General features: G+C 38.5%; 16 protein-coding genes. 11 read left to right on the top strand and 5 right to left on the bottom strand.

From position 1 onward, the window contains the following. Positions 1 to 158 precede the first annotated feature (158 nt). The 4 genes from mecA to MHB51_RS08215 all read left to right on the top strand — a co-directional run bounded on the left by mecA (position 159) and on the right by MHB51_RS08215 (position 6,138). Complete coding sequence (mecA, locus tag MHB51_RS08230; protein ID WP_066166151.1) at positions 159 to 809, top strand: adaptor protein MecA; 651 nt, start codon at positions 159 to 161, stop codon at positions 807 to 809. A 178-nt stretch (positions 810 to 987) separates the two neighbouring features. Then, positions 988 to 2,121, top strand: a complete 1,134-nt coding sequence (locus MHB51_RS08225) for a competence protein CoiA family protein (RefSeq protein ID WP_342559361.1) — start codon at positions 988 to 990, stop codon at positions 2,119 to 2,121. 46 nt (positions 2,122 to 2,167) lie between these two features. Next, a complete protein-coding gene (pepF, locus tag MHB51_RS08220) occupies positions 2,168 to 3,976 on the top strand; it encodes an oligoendopeptidase F (RefSeq protein ID WP_066166157.1) in 1,809 nt (602 codons plus the stop codon). A gap of 1,331 nt (positions 3,977 to 5,307) precedes the next feature. Then, the gene (locus tag MHB51_RS08215; protein WP_107942158.1) at positions 5,308 to 6,138 is read left to right on the top strand and encodes an EcsC family protein; all 831 of its coding nucleotides are present in this window, start codon (positions 5,308 to 5,310) and stop codon (positions 6,136 to 6,138) included. 60 nt (positions 6,139 to 6,198) lie between these two features. Here MHB51_RS08215 and MHB51_RS08210 read toward each other — a convergent pair whose 3' ends face one another. From MHB51_RS08210 to MHB51_RS08195, 4 genes are all read right to left on the bottom strand, one after another. Then, positions 6,199 to 7,005: a DsbA family protein gene (locus MHB51_RS08210; protein WP_066166162.1), complete on the bottom strand. Its 807-nt coding sequence runs from the start codon at positions 7,003 to 7,005 to the stop codon at positions 6,199 to 6,201. Then, positions 7,002 to 7,400 (bottom strand): globin, encoded by a 399-nt coding sequence (locus MHB51_RS08205; protein ID WP_066166165.1) that lies wholly within the window; start codon positions 7,398 to 7,400, stop codon positions 7,002 to 7,004. Before MHB51_RS08205 ends, MHB51_RS08210 begins: the two co-directional genes overlap by 4 nt. Before the next feature lie 477 nt (positions 7,401 to 7,877). Then, the gene (locus MHB51_RS08200; protein ID WP_342559360.1) at positions 7,878 to 8,576 is read right to left on the bottom strand and encodes a lytic transglycosylase domain-containing protein; all 699 of its coding nucleotides are present in this window, start codon (positions 8,574 to 8,576) and stop codon (positions 7,878 to 7,880) included. Positions 8,577 to 8,640: 64 nt separating this feature from the next. Continuing rightward, the gene (locus tag MHB51_RS08195) at positions 8,641 to 9,228 is read right to left on the bottom strand and encodes a CYTH domain-containing protein (RefSeq protein ID WP_342559359.1); all 588 of its coding nucleotides are present in this window, start codon (positions 9,226 to 9,228) and stop codon (positions 8,641 to 8,643) included. A 397-nt stretch (positions 9,229 to 9,625) separates the two neighbouring features. Here MHB51_RS08195 and MHB51_RS08190 point away from each other — a divergent pair, with 397 nt between their 5' ends. From MHB51_RS08190 to MHB51_RS08160, 7 genes are all read left to right on the top strand, one after another. After that, on the top strand, positions 9,626 to 10,009 hold the full coding sequence (locus tag MHB51_RS08190; RefSeq protein ID WP_066166237.1) for a hypothetical protein: 384 nt from the start codon (positions 9,626 to 9,628) through the stop codon (positions 10,007 to 10,009). Positions 10,010 to 10,365: 356 nt separating this feature from the next. Then, complete coding sequence (locus tag MHB51_RS08185; protein WP_342559358.1) at positions 10,366 to 10,509, top strand: hypothetical protein; 144 nt, start codon at positions 10,366 to 10,368, stop codon at positions 10,507 to 10,509. 228 nt (positions 10,510 to 10,737) lie between these two features. Then, entirely contained in the window at positions 10,738 to 11,412 is a 675-nt protein-coding gene (locus MHB51_RS08180; protein WP_066166172.1) for a GTP pyrophosphokinase family protein, read from the top strand. Next, the gene (locus tag MHB51_RS08175; protein ID WP_066166175.1) at positions 11,409 to 12,206 is read left to right on the top strand and encodes an NAD kinase; all 798 of its coding nucleotides are present in this window, start codon (positions 11,409 to 11,411) and stop codon (positions 12,204 to 12,206) included. Before MHB51_RS08180 ends, MHB51_RS08175 begins: the two co-directional genes overlap by 4 nt. Before the next feature lie 11 nt (positions 12,207 to 12,217). Next, entirely contained in the window at positions 12,218 to 13,129 is a 912-nt protein-coding gene (locus MHB51_RS08170) for an RluA family pseudouridine synthase (RefSeq protein ID WP_342559357.1), read from the top strand. A gap of 461 nt (positions 13,130 to 13,590) precedes the next feature. Continuing rightward, entirely contained in the window at positions 13,591 to 14,967 is a 1,377-nt protein-coding gene (gene mgtE, locus MHB51_RS08165) for a magnesium transporter (protein WP_066166181.1), read from the top strand. 48 nt (positions 14,968 to 15,015) lie between these two features. After that, on the top strand, positions 15,016 to 15,351 hold the full coding sequence (locus MHB51_RS08160) for a 4-diphosphocytidyl-2C-methyl-D-erythritol kinase (protein ID WP_153061587.1): 336 nt from the start codon (positions 15,016 to 15,018) through the stop codon (positions 15,349 to 15,351). An 88-nt stretch (positions 15,352 to 15,439) separates the two neighbouring features. On the opposite strand, the gene MHB51_RS08155 is transcribed toward MHB51_RS08160, so the two are convergent. Beyond that, positions 15,440 to 15,940 carry a CotY/CotZ family spore coat protein gene (locus tag MHB51_RS08155; protein WP_066166187.1) on the bottom strand — a complete coding sequence of 167 codons (501 nt, stop codon included), beginning with the start codon at positions 15,938 to 15,940 and terminating at the stop codon, positions 15,440 to 15,442. Positions 15,941 to 16,229: the final 289 nt, after the last annotated feature.

The raw sequence follows: 16,229 nt of genomic DNA, 5'->3' as shown, positions 1-16,229 counted from the left end.
GTATTGGCCTTTCTATAAGTGAATTATGTCTTTTGTAATTCCTATAAAAAATCTGTGCAATGCTCCACTGTTAAGAGCATGTATGAAAAAGCTTCAAAAGTTGAATGATAATTTTACATGTTCGTTTAGCAAATGACTGTGAAGGGAGTTGAGGTCGAATGGACATCGAACGCATCAATGACAATACATTAAAGCTGTTCATTACGTATAGAGATATTGAGGATCGTGGTTATAGCAGAGAAGAGATTTGGTATAATCGTTCCAAAGGTGAAGAGCTATTTTGGGATGTCATGGCTGAAGTCAATACAGACGATTATTTTGATTTAGAAGGACCGATTTGGATTCATGTTAACGCATCAGAGCAGGGGCTTGAAGTAATTGTTACACGTGCGAACATGAGCAATGATGGGGAGAGCTTAACAAATGGCTTTGATGAAAATCAAGATATCGCAGCACAGTTACGCGAAATGGAAGAAACACTTTTAGAAACGATGGAAAGTGAAGACAATGAAGAAGGCACAAGCATTTTAAATGCTCGCTATAAATTTAAAGATATTGATGAATTAATCCCTGTTGCCAAGCGCCTAATCACATATGGAACGGCATCATCACTATATAAATTGGACAATGAATACTATTTATCGGTCGATTTTTCGGAGATGGCAGATGCTTATGAGCGTCGAAATGCAATCGCTATTTTAAAGGAGCATCTACAGCCAACGAAATTAACAATTCACCGCATTGAAGAATATGGTCAACCAATTATGCCAGAGGATTGTTTCGAAACAGTTATTCAATATTTCGCATAAGAATGGGCGTCCGAAAAGCGTGCTAAAGCACTTCTTTTCGGACGTTTTGTTTATGTTTTATTAAAATATTCACCGTTTAACTTCTTTCAGCAAATTATTTAATCTTTGACTTCCTTAATGGAATATTTGAAAAATCAAATATTTATTTTATAATGGAAGGTGGAAAGGAGGAGAGATTTTGTTAGTTGCTCACAACGAACAAGGAGAGCTAATAGTTATTACAGAAGATATATGTTTAAAGCAATTACAGTATTTGCGCCAAACTACCACATTTTATTGTCCACAATGCAAACAGCCTTTACAGTTGAAAATTGGACGAGTTAAAATTCCACATTTTGCCCACAAACGTTTAAATGATTGTGATGCTTCATTTTCAGAGGGAGAATCCCCCATACATTTATTAGGAAAGCAGCAACTATTTTCTTTTTTCCAGAAACGAGTAGAGCATATAGCGCTTGAAAGCTATTTATCCCCATTACAGCAAAGACCTGATTTATTTCTTATACAACAAAACAGACAATATGCGATTGAATTTCAATGTAGTGTTATTCCATCAGAACAAATCGATGAGCGAACAGCTGGTTATGAAAGGTATGGAATAATTCCACTTTGGATTACAAAAACTCCGAATAAACTTCCCACATTTGGCATAAGAAAAATAATATTAAGTCAATTTTATCAACAATTTTTTAAGCGTTATAAAGGACAGCTTTATTTACTCACATATGATGCTGTGCACAGCCGCTTTGTCTATTTTAGCAATTTACAATATATACAAGGACGTACATGGCTTGCGCATATACAACCTTTACCGTTAGACAAGCAGCACTTTCCTTTTTTTGTCCCTAATTTATTAACAAAGCAACAGATGCGAGAAATGTTAAATTTATATGAGCAGCATAAAATTAATTTTTTTCGAACGAAGGTCTTCTTTAACCGCAGAGGTTTAAAGGATTTATTTTTACGAGGACTTTATGAGCAACGCCTGCACTTTGAGCAGCTACCAAATTATATTGGCATACCAATAAAAGGGGATGAGGCAATCTCTTTATTTAGTGTTGAATGGCAAAGTCATTTATTTTTCTTTTTGCATATTTATAAATTACAGCTTGCGCAACTAAATGAACAAAAAATATATGCTTTTTTAAGATGGGCAAGATTGCCGCAATCTGTGAAGGCATTTTTAGTAGTTGAGCAGTATGTTACTTTTTTGCGTTCAATTGGTGTTGAATCGCTTGCTGATAAAGTGGAAGATACGACGTTATTTCAGCATTTATTCAGCGAATTAATTGCATTTTCTGAAAAGAATTGAGAAAATAAAAGGGTATTTCGTAATATAATTTTTGGAGGCATTTATAATGGCAAAACAAGTGTTAACACGTGAAGAAGTTCCTGTAGAATTAACTTGGGATTTGACATCTATTTTCCCAACAGATGAAGCATGGGAGCAAGAGTTTGCAGAAATTCAAGGTTTATTAGAGCAAGCTGAAGATTATAAAGGGAAAGTAGCGACAGGAGCACAGGGGTTATTCGATACGCTGCAATTTAGCGATTTAGTTAGCCAACGCTTCAGCAAGCTATACGTATACAGTCATTTAAAACACGACCAAGATACAGCAAATGGCACATATCAAGCGATGGATAGCCGCGTAAAATCACTTGGTGCAAAATTAAGTGCAGCATTATCATTTATCACGCCAGAAATTTTAGCTTTAGATGAAGCGACAATTGCAGCGTATGTTGCACAGTACGATGAGTTAAAATTATATGAGCAAAGCTTAAAAGAATTGAATTTAGGTCGTCCCCATATTTTATCTGCTGAAAAGGAAGAGCTACTTGCACAATTGTCTGAAGTTTCAAACGCGTCAGGTGAGACGTTCGGTGCATTAAACAATGCAGATATCGAGTTCCCGAAAGTGAAAAATGATGATGGTGAAGAAGTGCCATTAACACATGGCTCTTATATTTCATTTTTAGAGAGCGATAAACGTGAAGTGCGTGAAGGTGCATTTAAGGCAATGTACAGCACATACGGTAAATTCCGCAACACATTTGCGTCGACATTAGCAGGGAATGTAAAAGCGCAAAATGCCAATGCAAAAGTGCGTAATTATCAATCAGCTCGCCATGCAGCAATGAGCAATAATTTTATTCCAGAGAAAGTATACGACCAACTTATTTCAACAATCCATGACCATTTACCGTTGCTTCATCGCTATGTAGCTTTACGTAAAAAGGTGCTTGGTCTAGAAGAGCTGCATATGTATGATTTATTCACACCGCTTGTGAAGGAAGCGAAAATGGATATGCCATACGATAAAGCGAAGGAGCTCATGGTGAAAAGCTTTGCACCACTTGGCGAAGAATATCAGGAAATTGTACAAAAAGGTTTAGATAGCCGTTGGGTAGATGTTCTTGAAAATAAAGGAAAGCGCAGTGGTGCTTATTCATCAGGCACATTCGGCACGAATCCTTATGTTTTAATGAACTGGCAAAATAATATGGATAATTTATTTACATTAGCACATGAATTTGGCCATAGCTTACATAGCTATTATTCACGTGCTAACCAACCTTACCCATACGCGAGCTACTCTATTTTCGTAGCGGAGGTTGCTTCAACATGTAATGAAGAATTATTATTTGATTACTTATTAAATACGCTAGAGGACCCACAGCAAAAGATTTATTTATTAAATCACTGGTTAGATGGGTTCCGCGGCACTGTTTTCCGTCAAACAATGTTTGCGGAGTTTGAGCATATTATTCATGAAATGGATCAAAATGGTGAAGCGTTAACAGCAGAGAAGCTAACAGAAATTTACTATAACTTAAACAAGCAATATTTTGGTGATGCGATGGTAGTGGATGAGGAAATCGGTTTAGAGTGGGCGCGTATCCCACACTTCTACTACAACTATTATGTGTATCAATATGCGACAGGTCAAAGTGCTGCAACAGCATTAAGCAAGCAAATTTTAGAGGAAGGTCAACCGGCGGTAGAGCGTTATATTAATAACTTCTTAAAAGCAGGTTGCTCAAACTTCCCAATCGAAGTATTAAAGGCAGCAGGTGTGGATATGGAATCACCAGCTCCAATTGCAGAAGCTTGTAAAGTGTTTGAAGAAAAATTAAACGAGCTTGAAAAATTGCTTTTAGCAAACTAATTTGAAAAGGGATGTTGGGGAAGTGAAAAGCTACCCAACATCCTTTTTTTATTTTTGAATCGAGAGAAGTGAAGTAGTTCATGAGCAAAATCGATAAATCATTATTTAGGTCTGTATTATACATAAAATTTCAGAGGTAGTCCCAAGGAAAAATCTGAAAGGTGCATAATTTAATTTAAGAGGTGAACTTTTAGAATAAAAAGTAGTGATTTGTGCTCCTGCGGTGGCTGCGCCATCCTCGTTGCAAGGAAATATCTGAAAGGTGCATAATTTAAGAGGTGAACTTTTAGAGTAAAAAGTAGTGATTTGTGCTCCTGCGGTGGCTAAGCCATCCTCGTCGCAAGGAAATATCTGAAAGGTGCATAGTTTTAATTTAAGAGAGAGGTTTTTAGGTTGAAAAGTAGTGATTTGTGCTTCTGCGGTGGCTGCGCCATCCTCGTCGCAAGGAAATATCTGAAAGGTGCATAGTTTTAATTTAAGAGAGAGGTTTTTAGGTTGAAAAGTAGTAATTTGTGCTCCTGCGGTGGCTTTGCCATCCTCGTCGCAAGGAAATATCTGAAAGGTGCATAGTTTTAATTTAAGAGAGAGATTTTTAGGTTGAAAAGTAGTGATTTGTGCTTCTGCGGTGGCTGCGCCATCCTCGTCGCAAGGAAAAATCTGAAAGGTGCATAATTTAATTTAAGAGGTGAACTTTTAGAATAAAAAGTAGTGATTTGTGCTCCTGCGGTGGCTGCGCCATCCTTGTCGCAAGGAAAAATCTGAAAGGTGCATAATTTAATTTAAGAGGTGAACTTTTAGAGTAAAAAGTAGTGATTTGTGCTCCTGCGGTGGCTAAGCCATCCTCGTCGCAAGGAAAAATCTGAAAGGTGCATAGTTTTAATTTAAGAGAGAGGTTTTTAGGTTGAAAAGTAGTAATTTGTGCTCCTGTGGTGGCTGTGCCATCCTCGTCGCAAGGAAAAATCTGAAAGTCCCTTTCAGATTTTTCCTTGCAACCGCTTACTATATGACGAATTTGTGAAACAAGTTGTAAAGCGTTGCAACGGCTGTTGTTCCGTGATAAAGTAATACATGTGAAATACATCACATAACAAACATACACCCCTTTGTTTGAACGTGAACATTTCTCCCATCCCCTTTTGTGTAAGAGGCGTCCTATTGTCGAGAGTAGGGCGCCTCTTTTGTTTTTGATACCACCACTCTATATTTAGCTCCCATCTGATTAAATTATTTTGAATATACGCAATCCTCTAGCTGAATGAAACTTTCCTTTGATTTTTACGTATATGAATCTAAGACTTGTTAATGATTTGAAATCGGAGGAGTGGGAAGAGATGGAGGATCGAGCGCAATTACAACAATATTTACAGGATATAGAGAGATGGGAGAGAGAGCAACAAGGGCTTTGGTTTTGGGAGAAGTTAGGGAGACTCCCATTTGTATTACTTGATAAATTAACACCTTCATTTATACAAAAAAAGATTGCTTTATTAATGGATGAGCTGGCGAGTTATATTCAGTCTGGTGGTAAATATTTAATTAATGAAGAGGCAATGGTTGCGAAGATTAGACATTATTCATCGCATTGGACTATTCAGGATGTTCGGGATATTGGGCAAATTCCGTTGCAAGATATGATTGCATTGAGTGAGCAGTTGCAAAAAGAGCGCGTGAAATTAGCTACTTTGCAAGGGGCTTCTACAGGTATTGGCGGCATTTTTACGTTAGCCATTGATATTCCGTTTATTTTAGGTGTTGCGCTGAAAACATTGCAGGAAATCGCTATTATTCATGGTTATCATCCACATGATAAAATGGAGCGGATATTTATAATAAAATGCTTGCAGTTTGCTAGTGCTGATATTGTTGGTAAAGAGGCAATTTTAAAGGATATTTCCTCCATGCATAATATGCAGCATGTGTCTGAAGATATGATAGCTCAATTGCAAGGGTGGCAAGAGGTTTTCCATACTTATCGTGACCATTTTGGGTGGAAAAAGCTATTTCAGATGATTCCGATTGTCGGGATTATTTTTGGTGCATATGCTAATAAAGGGATGATGCAGGATATTGCAGAAGTAGGAAATATGCTGTATAGAAAACGTAGAATTTATGAAAAGCTAAAGGAAGTAACAAATAAGGCTGACGGGGAAGGGGCTGTCTGAGAAAAGGTTATTCCTATCTCATCAGCGTCATTTCCTGTCAGCCAATATGGGTTAGATATTTCATTTTTGACGCCATAATGCAATGTCGTCTTTCATTAATCGTTCGATTTTTTGTTGTAGCATACGTTTCTTTAATTCTCGTTCTGCAACCGATTCTGCAATTTGATAAATTGCAGCAACTTCGGCTGTTGTAAGAGTTTGAAAACGAATGAATAATTCATCTAATGAAGGAAGGGGCTGACGTACAAGCTGTTCTTGAATCATTTCCTGTAAAATATGCTCGTATACCTCGTAGTTATATAAACCACTTACCTTTAATCCCTCATCCTCAACATTTTCATTGAAAAAGACGATACTTGGAACTTCATCAACTTCCATTTCACGCGTAATGTATAAATCACATTGGAATGCGTGAGCTGCTTCCTTTGAGCCAAAATCAACAGTAAATTCATTCATATCTAATTGCACTTCAAATGCAATTTCTGTAAGTGCTGCATGTGACAAAACATTTTTTGATTGTAATGCAGCGTGCTCCTGTAATTTTGACAAATAGCGCGAGCCAGCTCGCTTGCCTTGCAACTCAGCTGCTTTAATTGCAATTGAAGGTAATGCAGGGTGCGTAATATCTAGTTCATCGCCTGATAAACAACCTTTAATGCGATTGCTTAAGCAGTTCAATGACGTTAATTCAGTGCTTAATACATAACGCCAAGAAAAATAATGCTCGTACTCTAATTGAAGCTTACGCAGCATTGATTGCATAGCGAAGGAGTTTGAACACAGCGGGTCGATGAAAATATACAGTTCTACTGGTTTATTCGTCGGTAAGGAGGCAGTAGGCTGTGATATCATCTGAATATTATTCACTCCATTTCCTCCTCTTCGTTTGGTGAATTGACCATATGATGAGCAGTCAGCACAAGACGTTGATAATAAGTGTCACGGAATTTTCCGTCCAAGCCTACTTCATCCATTGCCTCTGCCATGCATTCAAGCCAAGCTTGTGCTCTATCTGGCGTAATTTTAAAAGGGATATGTCTAGCTCGCATCATTGGATGACCATGTTCTTCGGTGTATAGGCTAGGTCCACCTAAGTACTGTGTTTGAAATTGAATTTGCTTACGAATTGTGTCCGTTAAATCTTCAGGAAAAATAGGGATAAGCTTAGGATGTTTTGCTACGCGAGCATAAAAAGCATGAATTAGTTCAGCCAGTTTTTCAGCACCAAGTTCCTCGTAAGGAATCGTATACTTTCGATTCATAGGTGATACTCCTTTATACTTGCAATTACATTTTCTATAATCAATTACACCTTGGCATAATTGCGCCAAGATTTTTTCGAGCTGTTTCGAGCTGTTTGATGGAAGTGAACCTGAAAACGTCACGTCCTGTGACAATGGTTAACTGACCTGTATCACGCAGGCCTCTCTTCAAATTCCGTGACATCCGTCGTAGCTTAGGCCAACACGATGTTGGTCACTCAGTCGTTGCCGCAGGATGCGGTGTTCTTAGACTGAGTTCCCATTCATCAGCGGGTGTTTGAGCCTCCGCCGAAATGAGTCTAATGCTTGCATTCATCTAGTCACAGTAAACACGTGCTCCTGCGGTTACTCGTCGCAAAAAAATTGTTGAAAGAAGTTAAAGTATTTTTTTATTATTACATTATACTCATAATAACAACGTCTATCTGTTTTCTCAAACAAAGCGCTCTTTAACAATTTTAGGGAAAAGAAAAAGCGTTACGTATTATAATAATTTAAAACCTTTTGAACATAGTTTTGTGTTTCTTTAAATGGCGGAATGCCATTATATTTTTTCACACTGCCAGGTCCCGCATTGTAGGCGGCTAACGCTGTTTCAAGGTTTTGTCCGAATTGATTGAGCATTTGACGTAAATATTTTGCACCACCCATTATATTTTGCTCGTTGTCAGTAGGGTTTTGTACACCTAAATATTTTGCTGTACTTGGCATTAATTGCATTAAGCCGACAGCCCCTGCTGTACTAATTACCTCAGGGTTAAAATTGGATTCTTGCTTCATCACTGCGGCAATTAGTTTTTCAGGTAAGTCATATGTTGCTGCAGCTTTGGCAATGCTATCTCTGTAATGGTTTGCCCCTGCTAACACATTGTTGAAAGCCTCTTGTCCCGTGTAATCTTTAATGTATTGCTCAATTGGCGAGCTAGTCATAGCACCTTCGTATAAAAAGGCATCTAAATATTTTGTTTGAGATACTGACCCATTACTTGTTTGCATTAGTGTATGCTCAGTTCCTAAAATTTCTGTCAATCCAGTAATAGAATTTGTTTGCTGTGATTGTAAAATATCACCTAGCAATTCATTAAATAAGGTATTGTTGGAATCACTTAGTGTAGTGTTACCAACCGATTGCATTGCTTGTATTTCCATTAATGTTTTCATTGCTCGAATATCCATCGTTATGCTCCTTCTTTCCTTATTCGCATTTACGCCCTCTGTCGGTCTACTTAAATTTCGTAATCTAGTTGTTTTTATCCGCCAATGCCGCTGCGAAACGGGCAATTTTTTTATCTGCATGTGCAATTGGAATATTATAGTTTGTTAAAAATTGTTGGAAAACAGTACGTCCAACGGTTTCATCTTGTGCTTCATATTCTACCTCATAATCCTCGCGCTGCAAATAAAAAGAATGATCTAGTACGAGCAATCCTCCTTTGTAGGGAATTTCTACACGCTCTGTTGCGAGTGTGCCGAACAATATAAGCTGTTCAAAGGCAATACCGCGTTCCTGTAATCTCGCAATAACAGTAGGCGCTGTGAATGTGCTGCCCTGTAAAATTCGGCTCGCTTCTTCCTCTGTTAAAATATCTGTTGTTTCGATATATGTATGCTCAGTAGCTTTTTCTTTTAATGTACATTCAATTTTATTCGGTAATACGCGAATTCGCAATCCGCTGTCAATCGCCTTTAATTGAAAATCCGCTGTGTCGAAATAATGATTTTCCTGGCGCACAGCTTCTCCCTCTTGAATGTCGAATATCGTCAGTAGTTCGTCGTATTTTGTTTTCGACAGCATATTTTTAAATTCGATTTCAATTTCATGATTCATTATAATTCTCCTTTTTTCGTCATTTTTTAGGAAGATTAAGAAGTAATTATTTGCAAATTTAATATAAGTATAAAGTTAATCATATCTGCAAATTATGGAAGTATTGAGTGTTTTTTAATCTCTACTAACGGGTAATTTACTAGCCGATTGGAATGGAAAAAGCGCTCCTTCAAAGAGAAAAGTGTGGGGGCAAACGTAGTAACACGAAAGAAATTAATTGTAACCCACACCCGGCGCATAGCGCTAACTATAATGGAAATCGTCGATTTAATAAATAATAATTGGTTCATTACAGCACTTAAAAGTTCATCATATTGTTTAATAAAAACCACACTGCATCCCCCTTCATCGTATGGTAAAATAGGGAGAGAATGAATGGAAGGGAAGTACGAAAAAAGTGCGTAAAGTATATACAATTCAAAAATTCGAACAAATACATAATGATTTTTATTTTAGTTTACACGATAGTGAGCAGGACATTCAAATTCAACCGACAGGGCAAGTGATTGTCGATTCAGATAATATGGCATTTATTTATATTGTAGAGGATGAGGGGACGTATAGTTATTTAAGCTTCCCTCAAACGACGTGGCCAGCGTTAGTGCAAATTGTCGAAAAGAAGCGTGATCCATTTTTAACGCCTGACTTAGCACTCTCTAACTTTGCAGAGGAGCTTGAGTATTTATTATGGAATATTCAAGATAATGAAAATTACGGTAAGGCATTTGTTGAGGCTGTGGAGGCACAATTTACAAGTATTTATTTAGAATCAACAGATTAATTTTGTGATTAGTTTCTTTTAGCAACAGGTGTGTTGATTATGTAAATAATGTATATTAATTAGCGTATTTTATAGGGGAAATGCTTTTTTCATAGGCATACGCTCGTTGATTGGAGTGGAGGGGGCGACTCCATCGGGACAAAAGTGTAGGGAGGCTAAGGTCGCCGCGTCCTGTGGCAACGCCTCCATGACCAACACCCGAGTTGGCCCCGAGCTGAAAATCCATTTATTTCGGCGAATGCCGAAATAAATTAGTTGAAGCCGCACCCCGAGGAAAGCGTCCCCCGCAACGGAAATCAACGAATTTTTAGGTTTTCTTTGTAAAATAAAGGATAATCAACACGCCTGTTTTAGCAATGTTTTCTGAGATAAGAAATCGCAGAAGTACATTATTTTGTATCGAAAGTAAGGTGACAGATACAGAAATGGTTTATGGTGGGACGCATGCTGAATCATTAGGAACTCAGTTTAAAAACATCGCCTTCTGCGATAACGACTAAGTGACCAACATTAAGTTGACCTAAAGTCTCCGACGAATATCGGGGGTTCAGTGAAGGGTTCTTAAAAGGAAGTCAGCCGAAACCAGATTAAAGTTAGCCAAGGCGTAATGAATTAATTACTCATAATCAATAAATTCGATTGCATATATTACGATTTGTGTGGTAAATGAAAAACACGTAATGTATGGCTGAAATAGGCATGCTATTTCATGTGAGGAGGTTGTTGTGATGGGCCAATGGGATGTTTTTTTAAGCCCTTATAAGCAAGCGGTAGAGGAGCTAAAAATAAAATTTAAAGGTATGCGCTCGCAGTTCAATATTATCGGCGCAAACTCGCCAATTGAATTTGTCACAGGGCGCGTAAAGCCTTTAGCAAGTATTTACGATAAATCATTAGAAAAAGGAATTGCATTTGAACCTTCTCAGCAATTAGCAACAGAGTTACAAGATATTGCAGGGCTAAGAATTATGTGCCAATTTGTCGATGATATTGCGACAGTAACTGAGCTGATTCGGCAACGAGTCGATTTGAATGTAGTGGAGGAAAAGGATTATATTACACATAGTAAACCGAGTGGCTACCGCTCACATCATATGATTGTCGAATATCCTGTTGAAACGATACATGGCAAAAAGGTTGTTTTAGCTGAAATTCAAATTCGAACATTGGCAATGAATTTTTGGGCTTCCATCGAGCACTCATTAAACTATAAATATAAGGGGGCTTTTCCAGAAGAAATTCAAAATCGCTTGCAAAGTGCTGCAGAAGCAGCATTTCGTCTCGATGAGGAAATGTCACAAATTCGCAATGAAATACAGGAGGCACAGGTATACTTCAGTGAAGTAAAGGAAGCGCCGAGTGTTAAGCTGCATGCTGAAAAAGATAAGGGGGTAAGTTCATGACATCATTTGCAATTCAATCACGTCGCGATGCACAGTCTAATGAGTTAATGGAGCTGGCGACATCGTATTTGCAAGATTTTGGGCTGGAGCTCAATGAAGAGGAGCCTGATATTGTTCTTTCTATTGGAGGAGACGGGACACTTTTACATGCTTTTCATCGCTATAAACATCGCTTAGACAAGGTTGCATTTGTCGGGATTCATACAGGGCATTTAGGCTTTTATGCAGACTGGAAGCCATCTGAATTGGAGAAGCTTGTATTGTCGATGGCGAAAAAGGATTTTAATGTTGTTGAATACCCATTGTTGAAAGTACATGTTCACCGTCATCAGTCAGAAACAAGCCATTATTTAGCTTTGAATGAGGCGACAATAAAATCACCTGATGTGACGCTTGTAATGGATGTTGAGTTAAATGGTACTCAGTTTGAGCGCTTCCGTGGAGATGGTCTATGTGTTTCGACACCATCTGGCAGTACGGCTTACAATAAGGCGTTAGGTGGGGCCATTATTCATCCGACATTACCAGCTTTTCAGCTAACAGAAATGGCATCAATTAATAATCGGGTGTTTCGTACGGTCGGCTCATCACTTGTGTTCCCGGCACATCATACATGCGTATTAAAGCCAGTCAATAATCAACGCTTTAATATTACGGTTGATCATATTCAATTGTCAGAAGAGGATGTTAAATCAATTGCCTTTAATGTTGCTGAGGAGCGCGTGCGTTTTGCAAGATTCCGTCCTTTCCCATTTTGGGAACGCGTGCATGATTCCTTCATTTCAAATGAGTAGCTGAGGATTATATGGAAAATAGATTTGTATTACAGTTTGAAGCCCAAGAGGAGATGCTATTGCGTGAAGCGATTGCTTTATGGGGAATTTCGAAACGAGCATTAACGGCGATTAAGTTTGATGGCGGTGATATTCTTGTTAATGGCGTTCGGCGCAATGTACGTCATGTAGTGGTGGTAGGAGATATTATTACGATTGTGTTCCCATTAGAAGAAGCGAGTGAGGGACTTGTGCCACAGCACGGCAAATTAAACATTGTTTATGAGGACGAGGCAGTGCTTGTTATTGATAAACCAGCCTATATGAGTACAATTCCCTCAAGGGAGCATCCAGAAAGTAGTGTAGCGAATTTTGTTCTCGGTTATTTACAGGAGCAAGGTCTTGCTTCAACTGTACATATCGTAACACGGCTTGATCGAGATACGTCGGGCTTGTTATGTATTGCAAAGCATCGACATATCCATCATTTAATGAGCGCATCACAGCAACAAGGGGATGTGATACGGCACTATGAGGCGATTGTTTACGGGCAAATGAAAAGCCAATCCATTATTGCACCAATCGGACGTAAAGAGACGAGCATTATTGAACGAGAAGTGCGTAAGGATGGACAGTTTGCACATACAGATGTTGAAGTGTTAGAATACGGTAGACTAAACGATTGCATCATATCACATGTTCGTTTAACATTGCACACAGGGCGTACACACCAAATACGTGTGCATATGGCTCATATAGGTCATCCGCTTGTTGGTGATGAGCTGTACGGTGGCGATAAGCGAGTATTAGATCGCCAAGCATTGCACTGTGTATCATTGACATTTTTGCATCCGTTAACGAAGAAACTGTTATCTTTTAGCAGTGAGTTACCTGAGGAATTGCGGAATTTATCTAGATTCAGTAAAAAACTCCCACCTTTATAGCAGTGAGACAATATTTTAATTCAGTGGATGTACAAACTACTTGCTAACAAAGAGGAACTTAGTCAAAGGATATCGCCAACTGCGAGATGCAGAATAGTTAATCTTTGGTACGTGTCGTGACGGTTTTAGGTTGACTTCCATGAGTTTGCTCAAAAAAGTCTGGACTAGAGTTAATCGAGGTGTAATTGATTAAAGAAAAACTAGCGTCTATCGGCTATTAAGGCAAGGATTTACTATGATACTAATTGTGAAAAATCCACGTAGATTCCAACGGTCTAACCGTATATCGAGGTGGATTTTTATCGTTTTATTTAGACTGGATGCAGTTGCTGTAGTAACTACCTAGAGTAGTTGTAAAAAGACCCTACTATAATTGTAAAATTTCTATGTTATTTTTGAAATATTGATTTACGAACTTGTTATATTGCTTGTATGATGAACTTTGAGAGGAGGGGACAAGGATGGTAGAACAAAAACGCGAAAATAACGAAGTGCGCTATAATGAAGAATTTTTACAAATGCTTTTAATTGAACAAGAAATTGATGCTTTTCGTGAGCATTTTTTAGCACTTCACCCGTATGATCAAGCCCAATTTTATAAAAAGGTGGGACCAGACATACGTCAAACTATCTATTTATACTTGTCTCCCGAAGAAATGGCATTGATTTTTGAAGTAATCGAGCTAGAAGATGACGAGTACGAGCGATTTTTAGGTGAGATGGACCCTGCATATGGTGCATCGATGCTATCGCATATGTACACCGATGATGCGGTAGACGTATTAAATGAGCTGGACAATGAGCAGCGTGAGAGCTTTTTAGAAATGATGGATAGCGAAACAGCTGAAGAAATTAATGAACTATTAAGCTATGCTGAATATACTGCCGGGGCGATTATGACGACCGAGTATGTAACGATTCTAGAAAATTCAACTGTCCGTTCAGCAATGGCAGTGTTGCGCAATGAAGCGCCAAACGCAGAAACGATTTACTATATTTTCGTAGTGAATGACCAGCATCAATTGGCTGGTGTCATGTCGTTACGTGATTTGATTATCGCGGATGAGGATACGCTTATTCATAATATTATGAGCGAGCGCGTCGTGTCGGTAAAAGTAGGCGATGACCAAGAGGACGTTGCGCAAATTATGCGTGACTATAATTTCTTAGCAATTCCTGTTATAGATGATAATAATGAATTACAAGGAATTATTACAGTCGATGATATTATCGATGTTATTGATGAAGAGGCTTCTGATGACTACTCTAAGCTAGCCGGTATTTCAGATGCGGACGATATTGATGCAGGTCCATTTAAAGCGGCGGTGACACGTTTACCATGGTTAATCGTGTTATTATTTTTAGGAATGTTTACAGCGAATTTAATGGGGCAGTTTGAGGCGACATTAGAGAAGGTAGCATTACTCGCTGTCTTTATTCCGCTGATTTCAGGGACGTCTGGTAATAGTGGCACGCAGGCATTAGCAGTTGCGGTACGTGGTATTGCGACAGGCGAGGTGAATGAGCAAAGTAAGTTAAAGCTGCTCATGAAGGAGTGCTTAACAGGTCTATTAACAGGCTTAGTTTGCGGTCTAACTGTTGTGGCGATTATTTTCTTTTGGAAGCATCAAATTATGATTGGCTTATTAGTTGGCGCAGCTATTTGCTGTTCCATTTTAGTAGCCACAGTAGCGGGATCATTTATCCCCTTACTAATGCATAAGTTAGGCATTGACCCAGCTGTTGCCTCAGGGCCATTCATTACAACATTGAATGATGTAACGAGTATTTTAATTTATTTAGGCTTAGCGACGACGTTTATTAATCAAATTTTGTAACAAAAAATATTTACTATGCATATCGTATGAAAAAAAGGTGGGCGATTGTTGATGAAATATCAACCACTGCTTTTCATCAAAACACCGTCTTATGCGGTTGAACTAACAGCGGCTAAACAGCAAGAACCAGAGCTAGAGGAGAGCACCTCAATTTATGAAAAGCCACTGCCAAATAATATTGTTAATTCACTGATTGCACATCAACTGCGCTTTTTCGCACGACCAGTTGCAAAAAATCGCATGTTGCTTGTCGTGCTTAAAAATGGCGAGCGTCTTATCGGTACGATAGAGCATTTGAATGGGATAGATGTTGTTATGAAAGTATTTGAGCAAAAAATTATTGTCAATGCGAATGATATTGCGACAATTCACGCAACGAGATAGAAAAAGGCATGAAATCAAATTTGGTTTCATGCCTTTTTTTGTAAGTAAATTGTTTGGGTGCCAGGCACGCAAACAATTTACACACAATTTAGTTACAAATTCCTAGGTTTACATCGGCAACACATTGTACAGCACAGAAGCAGTTTAAGTCGACTGTAATACAGCTATCTGTCACTGCGTAGTTTGTTACATCACAAATAGCGCGCAATGACACGGCAGTGCCGTCGCTATTTAATAAATCAACTGTATCTCCACCACGATCTAAAGGCATTAATACTCGTAATGTCGCACAGCAATCATCGAATACATCTTCTACACGGAAGAAGACAGATGCGCAATCCATGCAGTCTTCAGCACTAAATGTTGCAACAAATGGCGTTCCGAATTTTGTTAAAAGCATAAATACCCTTGTATCCACTGAAGATCTACCAGGGCTAACGATGCCGCCTAAAGGCTCTAAAAAGCAATTTGTTGTACAACGAGAGCATTCTTCACGAACTGATTGATTTTGAATATCTAAAATCGCACGAACTACTTCACAAACGCAACCATTACTCGAGCTTGGGCCAATATTTTTACCACAACCCATACTCTTTCACCTCCTAATTTAAGTTCTCTCTACAATATGAGTAATTTGCCAAGGGAACAGGGCGTTCGCATAGAAATGATTGCCTAGATTTTGAATAAAGCAAAAAAAATATGCCCATACTAGATAAAGTGAAACCACAATTCTTGGGAGAAGCACTACTTCCTAAGAATTGTTCGCTTTCCCAATCGGGATTTTACGGGCAGATAATTACTTAGCTAGCTATCTCGTTAATAAAAGTCTACAGGCGGGAGTTTTGTACCTGTCACTTCACTTTTGGAACAAAATAAGA

Origin of the sequence: Metasolibacillus sp. FSL K6-0083, from assembly GCF_038630865.1 — a bacterium.
GTDB lineage: Bacteria > Bacillota > Bacilli > Bacillales_A > Planococcaceae > Metasolibacillus > Metasolibacillus fluoroglycofenilyticus.
The sequence above is the reverse complement of the archived record's forward strand: the minus strand, read 5'-3'. Positions and strand labels throughout refer to the sequence as shown.